General features: G+C 69.0%; 14 protein-coding genes. 8 read left to right on the top strand and 6 right to left on the bottom strand.

The features are described 5' to 3' along the window. Window positions 1-2 precede the first annotated feature (2 nt). Both BMY22_RS08570 and BMY22_RS08565 read right to left on the bottom strand, forming a co-directional pair. On the bottom strand, window positions 3-632 hold the full coding sequence (locus BMY22_RS08570; protein ID WP_090621178.1) for an L-threonylcarbamoyladenylate synthase: 630 nt from the start codon (window positions 630-632) through the stop codon (window positions 3-5). A 13-nt stretch (window positions 633-645) separates the two neighbouring features. After that, window positions 646-1,509 carry a PHP domain-containing protein gene (locus BMY22_RS08565; RefSeq protein WP_090621176.1) on the bottom strand — a complete coding sequence of 288 codons (864 nt, stop codon included), beginning with the start codon at window positions 1,507-1,509 and terminating at the stop codon, window positions 646-648. Between the two features lie 66 nt (window positions 1,510-1,575). Between BMY22_RS08565 and BMY22_RS08560 the strand changes: the two genes are divergently transcribed. The 5 genes from BMY22_RS08560 to BMY22_RS08540 all read left to right on the top strand — a co-directional run bounded on the left by BMY22_RS08560 (window position 1,576) and on the right by BMY22_RS08540 (window position 5,173). Beyond that, complete coding sequence (locus tag BMY22_RS08560) at window positions 1,576-2,181, top strand: septation protein A (RefSeq protein WP_090621174.1); 606 nt, start codon at window positions 1,576-1,578, stop codon at window positions 2,179-2,181. 1 nt (window position 2,182) lies between these two features. Continuing rightward, window positions 2,183-2,482 carry a YciI family protein gene (locus BMY22_RS08555; protein WP_090621172.1) on the top strand — a complete coding sequence of 100 codons (300 nt, stop codon included), beginning with the start codon at window positions 2,183-2,185 and terminating at the stop codon, window positions 2,480-2,482. A gap of 29 nt (window positions 2,483-2,511) precedes the next feature. After that, the gene (locus BMY22_RS08550; RefSeq protein WP_090621170.1) at window positions 2,512-3,189 is read left to right on the top strand and encodes a response regulator transcription factor; all 678 of its coding nucleotides are present in this window, start codon (window positions 2,512-2,514) and stop codon (window positions 3,187-3,189) included. A 110-nt stretch (window positions 3,190-3,299) separates the two neighbouring features. Then, the gene (locus BMY22_RS08545; protein WP_090621168.1) at window positions 3,300-3,764 is read left to right on the top strand and encodes a hypothetical protein; all 465 of its coding nucleotides are present in this window, start codon (window positions 3,300-3,302) and stop codon (window positions 3,762-3,764) included. Between the two features lie 65 nt (window positions 3,765-3,829). Then, a complete protein-coding gene (locus BMY22_RS08540) occupies window positions 3,830-5,173 on the top strand; it encodes a sensor histidine kinase (protein ID WP_090621166.1) in 1,344 nt (447 codons plus the stop codon). 9 nt (window positions 5,174-5,182) lie between these two features. Here BMY22_RS08540 and BMY22_RS08535 read toward each other — a convergent pair whose 3' ends face one another. Beyond that, entirely contained in the window at window positions 5,183-5,752 is a 570-nt protein-coding gene (locus tag BMY22_RS08535) for a nitroreductase family protein (RefSeq protein ID WP_090621164.1), read from the bottom strand. A 295-nt stretch (window positions 5,753-6,047) separates the two neighbouring features. On the opposite strand from BMY22_RS08535, the gene BMY22_RS08530 reads away from it, so the two are divergent. Further along, window positions 6,048-7,499 (top strand): TrkH family potassium uptake protein, encoded by a 1,452-nt coding sequence (locus BMY22_RS08530; protein WP_090621162.1) that lies wholly within the window; start codon window positions 6,048-6,050, stop codon window positions 7,497-7,499. Window positions 7,500-7,526: 27 nt separating this feature from the next. Here BMY22_RS08530 and queF read toward each other — a convergent pair whose 3' ends face one another. Further along, window positions 7,527-8,357, bottom strand: coding sequence for an NADPH-dependent 7-cyano-7-deazaguanine reductase QueF (gene queF, locus BMY22_RS08525; protein WP_090621160.1), 831 nt, complete (start codon window positions 8,355-8,357; stop codon window positions 7,527-7,529). Between the two features lie 157 nt (window positions 8,358-8,514). Between queF and BMY22_RS08520 the strand changes: the two genes are divergently transcribed. Both BMY22_RS08520 and BMY22_RS08515 read left to right on the top strand, forming a co-directional pair. Further along, window positions 8,515-9,198 carry a heavy metal response regulator transcription factor gene (locus tag BMY22_RS08520; RefSeq protein WP_090621158.1) on the top strand — a complete coding sequence of 228 codons (684 nt, stop codon included), beginning with the start codon at window positions 8,515-8,517 and terminating at the stop codon, window positions 9,196-9,198. Next, a complete protein-coding gene (locus BMY22_RS08515) occupies window positions 9,195-10,508 on the top strand; it encodes a heavy metal sensor histidine kinase (protein WP_090621157.1) in 1,314 nt (437 codons plus the stop codon). The genes BMY22_RS08520 and BMY22_RS08515 overlap by 4 nt, the downstream gene beginning before the upstream one ends. A 48-nt stretch (window positions 10,509-10,556) precedes the next feature. On the opposite strand, the gene BMY22_RS08510 is transcribed toward BMY22_RS08515, so the two are convergent. Together BMY22_RS08510 and BMY22_RS08505 are read right to left on the bottom strand one after the other, a co-directional pair. Further along, window positions 10,557-11,336 carry an ABC transporter permease gene (locus BMY22_RS08510; protein WP_090621155.1) on the bottom strand — a complete coding sequence of 260 codons (780 nt, stop codon included), beginning with the start codon at window positions 11,334-11,336 and terminating at the stop codon, window positions 10,557-10,559. Next, window positions 11,333-12,265 carry an ABC transporter ATP-binding protein gene (locus tag BMY22_RS08505; protein WP_090621153.1) on the bottom strand — a complete coding sequence of 311 codons (933 nt, stop codon included), beginning with the start codon at window positions 12,263-12,265 and terminating at the stop codon, window positions 11,333-11,335. The genes BMY22_RS08510 and BMY22_RS08505 overlap by 4 nt, the downstream gene beginning before the upstream one ends. Window positions 12,266-12,431: the final 166 nt, after the last annotated feature.

Genomic DNA, 12,431 nt, shown 5'->3' with positions numbered 1-12,431 from the left:
ACTCAGGCTTCGCCGGCGAAGGGCGTCGGGTCGCCGCAGCCGACGCGCAGCACCTCGGGCTCGCCGTCGAGCAGGCTGACCACGGTGGAGGCCTCCAGGGTGCCGGCACCGCCGTCGACGACCAGATCGACCTGATGTTCGAGGCGCCGGCGCATCTCCTCGGGATCGCTCATCGGCAGCGTCTCGCCGGGCAGGATCAGGCTGGCGCTCATCAGCGGCTCGCCCAACTCCGCCAGCAGGGCCTGGGCGATGGGGTTGGCGGGAATGCGCAGGCCGACGGTGCGCCGCTTGGGGTGCAGCATGATCCGCGGCACCTCGCGGCTGGCATTGAGGATGAAGGTGTAGGGGCCCGGGGTCCAGGTCTTGAGCAGGCGGAAGGCGCCGGTGTCGACCCGGGCGAACAGGCTCAACTGGGAAAGGTCGCTGCACACCAGGGTGAAGTTGTGCTTGTCGTCCAGCTGACGCAGGTGGCGGATGCGCTCCAGGCCGGCCTTGTTGCCGAGCTGGCAACCGAGCGCGTAGGAGGCGTCGGTGGGATAGACGATCACCCCGCCGCCACGGACGATCTCCGCGGCCTGGCGGATCAGGCGCAGCTGGGGGTTTTCCGGATGGATCTGGAAGTACTGGCTCACATGGATTCCCTGTTCAGAGGACGGCGCAGTGACGGACATGGGCGAAACGCGTCCAGAGAGGCGACAGGTCGTCCGGCAGCGGGCGGTACAGGCCCAGCTCGGACCAGTCGTCGGGGGCGTGGAAGTCGCTACCGGCGCTGGCCAGCAGACCGAACTCGCGAACCAGGATGGCCAGGCCGCCGACCTGTTCGGCCGCCTGCAGGCCGTTGCTGACCTCCAGCGCATGGCCACCGGCACGGATGAAGTCGCCGACCAGGCGCCGCCGCTTGCTGCGGGTGAAGTCATAGTGCCAAGGATGCGCGAGACTGATCCAGGCACCGGCCGCACGCAAGGTGGCGACCGACTGCTCGAGAGTCGGCCAGTGCTGCTTGATGTCGCCCAGCTTGCCTGCGCCCAGCCACTTGCGAAAGGCTTCCGCACGGTCCCGGACGTGCCCGGCACGGACCAGGAACTCGGCGAAGTGCGGACGCGCCGGCGCGTTGCCGCTGCCGCCCAGCTCGCGCTGCACCGCCCGGGCGCCCTCCAGGGCGCCGTCCATACCCTTGGCGGCCAGCCGCCGGGAGATCTCCGCGGCCCGCTGCCAGCGCCCCTCGTGCAGCCCGGCGAGGGCCAGGCGCAGAGCCGGCGCATCGCCGGCGAAGGCGTAGCCGAGCACATGCACGGTCGCTCCGCCCCACAGGGCGGACAGCTCGATACCGTTGATCAGTTCGATGTCCAGCCCGGCGGCGGCGGCCTGCGCCTCGGGGAGCCCGTCCAGGGTGTCGTGGTCGGTCAACGCCAGCAGCCGGACACCGCGTCCGTGGGCACGGCAAACCACCTCGGCGGGGCTCAACGCGCCGTCGGAAGCGGTACTGTGGCAGTGCAGGTCGACCTTCATGGCGCTGGCTTTCGCGGTTGTCGAGGTTTGTTATTATGCCGTCACATCCCGCGTCTGGCTGCCACAGTGAAACAATTCATCGATTTCATCCCGCTGATTCTCTTTTTCATCGTCTACAAGCTGGAGCCCCGCGCCATCGAACTGGCCGGCCAGAGCGTCACCTTCGGCGGCATCTTCAGCGCCACCGCCGTCCTGATCCTCGCCTCGCTGCTGGTCTACGGCATCCTGTTCCTGATCCAGCGCCGGCTGGAAAAGGGCCAGTGGATCACCCTGCTCGCCTGCCTGGTGTTCGGCGGCATGACCCTGGCCTTCCACAGCGAGACGTTCCTCAAGTGGAAGGCACCGGTGGTCAACTGGCTGTTCGCCCTGGGCTTCGCCGCCAGCCAGTTCATTGGCGATCGCCCGCTGATCCAGCGCATCATGGGCCATGCGGTCAGCCTGCCGCCGCCCTTGTGGACGCGCCTGAACCTCGCCTGGGTGGCATTCTTCGCATTCAGCGGCTGCGCCAACCTGTTCGTCGCCTTCACCTTCCACGAATTCTGGGTCGACTTCAAAGTGTTCGGCAGCCTGGGCATGACCGTCCTGTTCCTGGTCGGCCAAGGCCTGTTCCTCGCCCGCCACATGCGCGACGCCGCCGAGACCCAGCCCTCCTCCGCCAAACCCAAGGACTGACATGCTCTACGCCATCATCGCCACCGACGTGGAAAACTCCCTGGACAAGCGCCTGGGCGCTCGTCCCGCCCACCTCGCCCGCCTGCAGCAACTGAAGGAAGAAGGCCGCCTGGTGCTGGCCGGCCCGCACCCGGCGGTGGACAGCCCGGCCCCCGGCCCGGCCGGCTTCAGCGGCAGCCTGGTGGTCGCCGAGTTCGACTCCCTGGCCGCCGCCCGCAGCTGGGCCGAGGCCGACCCCTACTGCGCCGCCGGCGTGTATGCCGACGTCAAGGTCAAGCCCTTCAACAAGGTCCTGCCCTGACCCTCTGCCCGGGAGGCCATGGCGCCGCCATGAGCGAACTGCTGCTGATCGACGACGACCGCGAGCTGTGCGAGCTGCTCGCCAGCTGGCTGGCTCAGGAAGGCTTCCAGATGCGCGCCTGCCACGACGGCCGCGACGCCCGCCTCGCCCTCATCGAAAAGACCCCCGATGCCGTGGTGCTGGATGTGATGCTGCCCGACGGCTCCGGTCTCGAGCTACTCAAGCAGCTGCGCGGCGACTATCCGGACCTGCCGGTGCTGATGCTCTCCGCCCGCGGCGAGCCGCTGGACCGCATCCTCGGTCTGGAGCTCGGCGCCGACGACTACCTGGCCAAACCCTGCGATCCGCGCGAGCTGACCGCCCGCCTGCGCGCCGTGCTGCGCCGCACCCAGCCGCCGGCCGCCTCGACCCAGCTGGGGTTGGGCGACCTGTGCTTCAGCAGTGCGCGCGGGGTGGTCGACATCGGCGGCCACGAGATCGCCCTCACCGCCTCCGAGAGCCGTCTGCTCGAGGCCCTGCTGCGCCAGCCGGGCGAGCCGGTGGATAAGCAGACCCTCGCGCAACTGGCCCTCGGCCGCAAATTGACCCTCTACGACCGCAGTCTGGACATGCACGTCAGCAACCTGCGCAGGAAGCTCGGTCCGCACCCGGACGGCAGTCCGCGCATCCTCGCCCTGCGCAGCCGCGGCTACTATTACAGCGCCTGAGGGCACCTTTACCCAGCCTTTACCCTCGCCTGACCGTGCCTGACCGTGCAATTCCCTAGACTGGCTTCGTCCGGCACACAGCCGATTACGCAAACAAGAGGAAACACACCATGCGCAAGACTCTTTCCATGCTGCTGCTCGCCACCGCCCTGCCCCTCGCCGCGATCGCCGCCGAACCCGACGAGCCGGGTCCGGTCTGCGACATGGGCTCCGGTCACCACCAGCACGGCCGGGAGGGCATGGCCGGGATGCCCGGGATGATGATGGCGCCCATGGACGGACTCAAGCTGAACGCCGAACAGCGCCAGGCGGTTAACAAGGCCCGCCTGGACGCCGCTCAGGAGAAGCGCGAGATCACCCGGCGCTACATGGACAAGCTCTCCGAGGCCGACAAGGAGGCCATGCAGAAAGAACTGCAGGCCAGCCGCGACAAGGCCGACAAGACCTTCCGCGAGCAACTGACCCCCGAGCAGCTCAAGCAATTCGAGGCGCGCAAGGCCGAAGGCGAAAAACGCCGCGCCGAGTGGGAAGAGTTCCGCAAGTGGAAGGCCGAGAAGGACGCCAAGAAGAACTGAGTCGTCCCCCCACCGAACCGCCCACCGGGCGGTTCGGCTTTTCCCCCCGCCGCACCGAGTCCCCCATGCGCTCACTCTTCTGGCGAGTCCTCGCGGCCTTCTGGCTGGCCCTGGTGCTGGTCGCCGGCCTGTCCCTGCTGCTGGGCCGGGCGCTGAACAACGATGCCTGGATCATCGCCCGCCACCCCGGCATGCAGGACCTCGCCGCCCGCTGGACGGAGCGCTACGAGGCCCAGGGGGCGCTGGCCGCGCAGCCCCTGCTGGACGAGAACCGCGACCAGTACCGCGTCTTCGTCCAGGTGCTGGACGAAACCGGCCGCCACCTGTCCAGCCGGGAGCCCCCCCACCCCCATCATCGCCCGCCGCCGCCACCGCCCGAGTTCGGCAACCGCCCGCCCCTGCCGCGCTTTCCCTGGCGCCAGCTGAGCCAGGAATACACCAGCCCGAGCAGCGGGCAGACCTACCTCTTCATCTACCGGATCCCCCACGAGGAGCTGCGCGCCTGGCGCAACGACAGCCTGCTCTGGCCGCTCAGCGCCATGGTCATCGCCCTGGTGGTGCTGACCCTGTTCAGCCTGCTGCTGACCGTCTCGATCACCCGCCCGCTGAACCGCCTGCGCCGCGCCGTGCACGATCTCGGACAGACCAGCTACCAACAGAGCAGCCTGGCGCGCCTGGCCACCCGGCGCGACGAACTGGGCGTGCTGGCCCGCGACTTCAACCGCATGGGCGCACGCCTGCAGAGCCTGATCGGCAGCCAGCGCCAGCTGCTGCGCGACGTCTCCCACGAACTGCGCTCGCCGCTGGCGCGGCTGCGCATCGCCCTGGCCCTGGCCGAACGTGCCGGCGCGGAAGAGCGCGCCCGCCTGTGGCCGCGCCTGACCCTGGAATGCGATCGCCTGGAGGCGCTGATCGGCGAGATCCTCGCCCTGGCGCGCCTCGATGCCGATCCCGGCGCAGCCCGCCCGATCGACCTCGGCGAGCTGGTCGCGCACCTGCGTAACGACTGCGCCCTCAGCGCACCGGGACGGGAAATCCGCAGCGAGCTGACCCCCGGACTCGCGCTGTCGGGCTGGCCGGACATGCTCGAGCGGGCGCTGGACAACCTGCTGCGCAATGCCCTGCGTTTCAGCCCGGCGGACCGGCCGGTGGAAATCCGCACCGAACGCCGCGGCGAGCGCCTGCTGCTCAGCGTGCGCGACCACGGCCCCGGGGTGGCAGAAGAACATCTGGCCCGCCTGGGCGAGCCCTTCTACCGGGCGCCCGGACAGAACGCGGCCGGTCACGGACTGGGCCTGGCCATCGCCCGGCGCGCCGCGGAACGCCACAACGGCCGACTGCTCCTCGCCAACCATCCGGACGGCGGCTTCCTCGCCACCCTCGACCTGCCGCTGACAACGTCCCGCTGAGCCGCCGGCTCAGCTCTCGGCGCCCGACCAGGCGCTGACGAACTCGGCCGGCGCGGGCCGCTGCGGCACCCGCAATTCGCCCTCCGGCGTCCCCAGATAGAGAAAGCCTACGATCCGCTCGTTGCCGGCCAGCCCCAGCCCGGCCGCGACCCGCGGATCGTAGGCCGGATCGCCGGTCCGCCACATCGCCCCGAGCCCCTGGGCATGGGCGGCCAGCAACAGGGCATGGGCGGCGCAACCGGCGCTGAGCAGTTGCTCCACGTCCGGTACCCGGGGATGCTCCTTCAGACTGGCGATCACCACCACCAGCAGGGGCGCGCGCAGGGGCGCGCTGCGCGCCTTCTGCAGGACCTCCTCGCGGGCCTCCGGCTGCCCGGCGGCGATGGCACTGGCGAACAGCTCGCCGAGGCGCTCCCGGTCCGCGCCCTCCACGGTCAGGAAACGCCAGGGCCGCAACTGGGCATGATCCGGCGCCCGCAGCGCGGCGGCGAACAGCCGCTCGCGCTGTTCGGCATTCGGCGCCGGATCGCGCAGACGGGCGACGGAAACGCGGTTGAGCAAGGCATCGAGAGCGTCCATGGGCACCTCCTTGGCAGTGGTATGGGGCCGATTCTACGCCGAGCCGTCGGGCTTTGCCCCCGCGCTCAGGCCACTCGTTCCGGAGCCAGATCCGGCTGCAGCGGCGGCAGGCCATAGGCGGCGCGAAGAAACGACAAGAGGAGCCCCGCGGACGCCCTTCGCCCGGCCTGCCCCTGACAAGCGCCGCCATGCGCTTGTGAAGCCCCCCGCGAGGCTGCGGCGCCGCCCGGCGGTTTACAGTACAAGCGGCGCGGGTAGAATGGCCGGCCTCGAACTCCCAGCCCAGGCACCACCCATGGCTCTGCCGACCCTGCGCATCATCGGCTTCATTCTCGGCATCTTCCTGATCACCCTGGCCATCGGCATGGTCCTGCCGATCCTGACCCTGCTGATCTACGAACACAGCCACGAGATCGAGTCCTTCACCTGGGCGAGCATGATCACCCTCAGCGCCGGGGTCGCCCTGATCCTCCCCGGCCGCCCGGAGCAGGTGCACCTGCGCCCGCGCGACATGTACCTGCTGACGACCACCAGCTGGCTGGTGGTCTGCGTCTTCGCCGCCCTGCCGCTGAACCTGCTGCAGAACATCAGCTACACCGACGCCTTTTTCGAGGCCATGTCCGGCATCACCACCACCGGTTCGACGGTACTGTCCGGGCTGGACAGCGCCTCGCCGGGCCTGCTGATGTGGCGCTCCATGCTGCACTGGCTGGGCGGCATCGGCTTCATCGGCATGGCGGTGGCGATCCTGCCGCTGCTGCGCGTCGGCGGCATGCGGCTGTTCCAGACCGAATCCTCGGACTGGTCGGAAAAGGTGATGCCACGCTCGCACATGGTCGCCAAGTACATCGTCGCCATCTACGTCGGCTTCACCCTGCTCGGCATCCTGACCTTCCGCCTGGCGGGAATGGGCTGGTTCGATGCCATCAACCATGCGATGTCGACCATCTCCACCGGCGGCTTCTCCACCTCGGATGCCTCGATGGCCAAGTTCGGCCCGGCCGCGCACTGGGTCGCCGTGGTCTTCATGCTGCTCGGCGGCCTGCCCTTCACCCTCTACGTGTCCACCCTGCGCGGCAACCGCCGGGCTCTGCTGCGAGACCACCAGGTGCACGGCTTCCTGCTGATGCTGAGCATCACCTGCCTGCTGTTCGCCCTCTGGCTCTGGCTGCACTCCGATCACGCATTCCTCGACGCCCTGCGCATCGTCACGCTGAACGTGGTGTCGGTGGTCACCACCACCGGCCTCGTCCTGGGCGACTACAGCCAGTGGGGCGGTTTCGCGGTGATGGTGTTCTTCTACCTGACCTTCGTCGGCGGCTGCTCGGGCTCCACCAGCGGCGGACTGAAGATCTTCCGCTTCCAGGTCGCCTACGTGCTGCTCAAGGCCAGCATGCGCCAGCTGATCCATCCCCGTGCGGTGCTCAAGCAGCAGTACAACGGCCACAACCTGGACGAGGAGATCGTCCGCTCGATCCTCACCTTCTCGTTCTTCTTCACCGTGACCATCGGCGCGATCGCCCTCGGCCTCAGCCTGCTCGGCCTCGACATGATCACCGCACTGAGCGGTGCCGCCACCGCGGTGTGCAACGTCGGCGTCGGGCTCGGTCCGATCATCGGCCCGGCCGGCAACTTCGCCAGCCTGCCGGACACCGCCAAGTGGCTGCTGTCGCTCGGCATGCTGCTCGGCCGCCTGGAGATCATCACCGTGCTGGTGCTGCTGAGTCCGAGCTTCTGGAAGCACTGAGCGGGCGTTGCGCCCGCTCGTGCGCCCTCACTGCCTCGCCAGCCGCCGGTTGTCCGCAACCACCGCGTCGGTGCTGCGCCAGGGGTTGATGTCCAACCCGCCGCGGCGCACGTAGCGCGCGTAGACGGTCAGCCGCTCCGGCTCGAGCAGATGCAGCAGGTCGAGAAAGATGCGCTCGACGCACTGCTCGTGGAAGTCCGCATGCTGGCGGAAGCTCACCAGATAGGCGAGCAGGCTGGCAGGGTCCAGCGCCGGGCCGCGGTAGTCCACCACCACGCTGCCCCAGTCCGGCTGGCCGGTCACCGGACAGTTGGACTTGAGCAGATGGCTGTGCAGCACCTGTTCCAGCCGGCGGTTCGGATCGCAGCGCAGCAGCGCGGGAGATGGCTGCCCGTAGCGGACGATGGCCACCTCCAGCTCGTCGATGCACTGCCCCGGCAGCGCCGCGATGCCTTCTTCCTGCACCTCGGCCAGGCTGCGCAGACGCACCGCCACCGGCGCGCCGGCCGCGGCGGAAAGGTCCGCGGCAAGGGTCTGGCGCAGCGTCTCGCAGTCGGCGAACACCGTCTGGTTGAGGGAGTTGAGGTAGAGCTTGAAGGACTTCGATTCGACGATGTTCGGCGAATCGGCGGGAATCACGAACTCGCCGATGGCCACCACCGGCTTGCCCGAGGGCAGCAGCCAGGACAACTCGTAGCAGTTCCACACATCCACCCCGCGGTACGGCAGGCTCGCCGCCGTCAGTCCCAGCTCGGCCCACTTCGGCGCGCGCGGGATGGGGAACAGCAGGGACGGCGTGTAGGTGTCGAGGTATTCGCTGGACTTGCCCAGCGGGGAGTGTTCGGCGGCGGGAGGCATGATGCGGAAACCTGAGGGTGGGATCGAGCGCGGCAAGTGTACCGACTTCCCGGCAGGCTTTCAGCCGGAACGAGGGGGCCGGCCGACGGCACGTCGGGCGGCTGCCGGACGGGCGCGGAGCCGGTATAAAGGACATCCCGCCATTACGGACACAGCGATGAAACTGCTGATCGTCGAAGACGAACCCAAGACCGGCCACTCCCTGCAGCAGGGCCTCGGCGAGGCCGGCTTCGCCGTCGAGCTGGCCGCCGACGGCACGACCGGCGAACGCCTGGCGCTGGAGGGCGACCACGACCTGTTGATCCTCGACGTGATGCTGCCCGGCCGCGACGGCTGGCAGATCCTGCACAGCCTGCGCCAGGCGGGTCGGGACATGCCGGTGCTGTTTCTCACCGCCCGCGATGCGGTGGAAGACCGGGTGCACGGCCTGGAGCTGGGCGCCGACGACTATCTGGTCAAGCCCTTCGCCTTCGCCGAACTGCTGGCGCGGGTGCGCACCCTGCTGCGCCGTGGCCAGACCACCGCCGCGGAGACCTTCCTGCAGGCCGCCGACCTGGAGCTCGACCTGCTGCGCCGGCGGGTCCGCCGCGGCGGCCGGCGCATCGACCTGACGCCCCAGGAGTTCGCCCTGCTCGAGTTGCTGCTGCGCCGCCGGGGCGAGGTGCTGCCCAAGTCGCTGATCGCCGCCGAGGTCTGGGACATGCACTTCGACAGCGGGACCAACGTCGTCGAGGTGGCCATCCGCCGCCTGCGCACGAAAATCGACGACGACTTCGCCCCGCCGCTGATCCATACCGTGCGCGGCCTGGGCTACGTCCTCGAAGTGCGCGCCGCGCCATGAGGCCGCTGTCCCTCGGCGCCCGCCTGAGCCTGCTGTTCGCCGCCTGCAGCGCGGCCGTCTCGCTGCTCGCCGGTGCCCTCTTCAACCAGGCCAGCGAGGCGCATTTCGCCGAACTCGATTACCAGCAGTTGCAGGGCGAACTGACGGTGCTGCGCAACCTGCTCGACGGCGTCGCCGACGGGGCGGATCTGCCAGGCCGCCTGCCCGCGGTGCAGGAAGAGTTGGCCCTGCACCCGGAACTGGCCCTGCGCATCGCCGGCAGCGACGGCCTCGTCTGGTTCGACAGCCGCCCCGAGCGCCGCGACCCGGCGGCCTACCGCAGCCTGGAGGCGTCCCTGGAGCCGCGGCGCGCCAACGGGGCGCGGCTGACCCTGCATCTCAACATCGCCCACCACCGGCATTTTCTCGACGACATGCAGCGGCTGATCTGGCTCGGCGTCGGGCTGTCCGCCCTGGCCACCGCCCTGCTCGGCGCCTGGGGGGTGCGCCGCAGCCTGCGCCCGCTGCGACAGATGGGCGAGGTGGCGGCGGGGATCTCCGCCAGTTCGCTGACCACTCGCCTGGAGGAGGCGCGCCAGCCCGCCGAGCTGGCCGAGTTGGCGCAGGCCTTCAACGCCATGCTGGCGCGGCTGGAGGACGCCTTCGCCCGGCTCTCGGCCTTCTCCGGGGATATCGCCCACGAGCTGCGCACGCCGCTGTCCAACCTGCTGACCCAGACCCAGGTGATCCTCGCCCGGCCGCGCGCCCTGGAGGACTACCGCGAAACCCTGCACTCCAACCTGGAGGAGCTGCAGCGGTTGGCGCAGATGGTCGCCGATATGCTGCTGCTGGCCAAGGCGGACCACGGCCTGCTGCTGCCGAGCCGCGAGCCCCTGGAACTCGGCGTGGAGCTCGATGCCCTGCTCGACTACTTCGCGCCGCTCGCCGAGGACGCCGAGGTGCGCCTGGAGCGCCGCGGCGAGGCGCGGCTGGCGGCCGATCGCGGCATGCTGCGGCGGGCGCTGTCCAACCTGCTGGACAACGCCCTGCGCTTCACCCCCGCGGGGGGCACGATCCGCCTGGAGGTAACGAGCACTGCAGACTGCCTGCGCCTCGAGGTCGGCAACAGCGGCCCGGCCATACCGGCAGAACAACTGCCGAAACTGTTCGACCGCTTCTACCGGGCCGATCCGGCAAGGCGCGAGGGCCGCGGCGAACACGCCGGCCTGGGCCTCGCCCTGATCCGCTCGATCGTCCGCGCCCACGGCGGGGAGATCCGCTGCGAGTCGGTCGAGGGCTGGACGCGCTTCATCCTCGAGTTTCCCGCGTAATGCCTGAAGGGGCCGTGCGGTGGGTTACGAGCGGCGCTCCAACCCACCCTACTGGCGCATGCCGCGCCCGCTCACCAGTAGGCGCAGGCAGTAGGCGTACAGCAGTGCGGTGGCCACCAGCATGAAGGCGATGGCGGTGCCGATGCCGATGTCGGAGACGCCGAGGATGCCGTAACGGAAGGCATTGACCATGTGCAGGATCGGATTGCCCAGCGACACCGCCTGCCAGAACGGCGGCAGCAGGTCGATCGAGTAGAACACCCCGCCGAGGTAGGTCAGGGGCGTCAGGACGAAGGTCGGGATGATCGAGATGTCGTCGAAGTTGCGCGCGAACACCGCGTTGACGAAGCCGCCGAGGGAGAAGATCGTGGAGGTCAGCAGCACCACCAGCACGATCAGCCCCAGATGGTGCACCTGCAGGTTGGCGAAGAACAGCGACAGCAGGGTAACGATCGTTCCCACCGCCAGGCCGCGCAGTACCCCGCCCAGGACGTAGCCGACGAGGATGGTGTGCGGCGAGAGCGGTGCCACCATCAGCTCCTCCACCGAACGGTGGAACTTGCTGCCGAAGAAGCTCGACACCACGTTGCCGTAGGCGTTGGTGATCACCGCCATCATGATCAGCCCGGGCACGATGTAGTCCATGTAGGGAAAGCCGCCCATCTCGCCGATGCGCCCGCCGATCAGGTTCCCGAAGATCACGAAGTACAGCACCATGGTGATCGCCGGCGGCAGCAGGGTCTGCGGCCAGATGCGCAGGAAGCGGTGCACCTCGCGGGCGACGATGGTCTGCAGAGCGACCAGGTTGGCACGCAGTTCCAGACTCATGGCGCCACCCCGTCGAGATTCCTTTCCACCAGGGACACGAACAGCTCCTCCAGGCGATTGGTCTTGTTGCGCAGGCTGAGCACCTCGATGCCCTGCTGCTCCAGTTGGGAGAACAGCGCGGTCATGCCGCGGCTCTTCTCCACCTGCACCTCCAGGGTATGGTCGTCCACCAGCCGCGACGGATAGCCCGCCAGCTGCGGCTCGACCAGCTGCGGCTCCTTGAGGTCGATCAGGAAGGTTTCCACATGCAGCGTCTTGAGCAGCTCGCGCATGCTGGTGTGCTCGACGATCCGCCCGTGGTCGATGATCCCGATGTGGCGGCAGAGCTGCTCGGCCTCCTCCAGGTAGTGGGTGGTGAGAATGATGGTGATGCCCTGGCGGTTGAGTTCGCTGAGAAAGCTCCACATCGAGCGGCGCAGCTCGATGTCCACCCCGGCGGTGGGCTCGTCGAGAATCAGCAGGCGCGGCTGGTGGACCAGCGCCCGGGCGATCATCAGACGGCGCTTCATGCCGCCGGAGAGCATCCGCGACGGCACGTCGCGCTTCTCCCACAGCCCCAGCTGGGTCAGGTACTGCTCGGCGCGGGCCTTGGCGATGCGCGCCGGAATGCCGTAATAGCCGGCCTGGGTGACGACGATGTCGAGGGTCTTCTCGAACTGGTTGAAGTTGAACTCCTGCGGCACCACGCCGAGGCAGCGCTTGAGTCCGGCCGGGTCGCGGTCGAGGTCGTGGCCGAACACCTGCACGCTGCCGCCGGTCTTGTTCACCAGGGTCGAGAGAATGCCGATAGTGGTGGATTTGCCGGCCCCGTTGGGGCCGAGCAGGGCGAAGAAATCGCCTTCGGCTACCTCCAGGTCGATGCCCTTGAGGGCCTGGAAGCCGTTGGCGTAGGTCTTGGTCAGCTGCCGGATGGACAGGGCGGAACTCATGGGAATAGGCGCACGGATCTGATCGGGGGAAAGCGGCATATGGGGGCATGGCGCCCCGATTGCAACCGCTGCTCCCGCAAGGCTCGTGCCGACCCGCCGCAATTTCGCCCGTCCGTACTCGGCTATCCTCAGGTGAGTCGCGCTTTCCGGCAGGCCCGTGTGCCGG

The sequence above is a fragment of the Azotobacter beijerinckii genome (genome assembly GCF_900110885.1).
In the GTDB taxonomy this organism is placed as follows: Bacteria; Pseudomonadota; Gammaproteobacteria; order Pseudomonadales; family Pseudomonadaceae; genus Azotobacter; species Azotobacter beijerinckii.
This window is presented reverse-complemented; position numbering and strand designations above follow the sequence as displayed.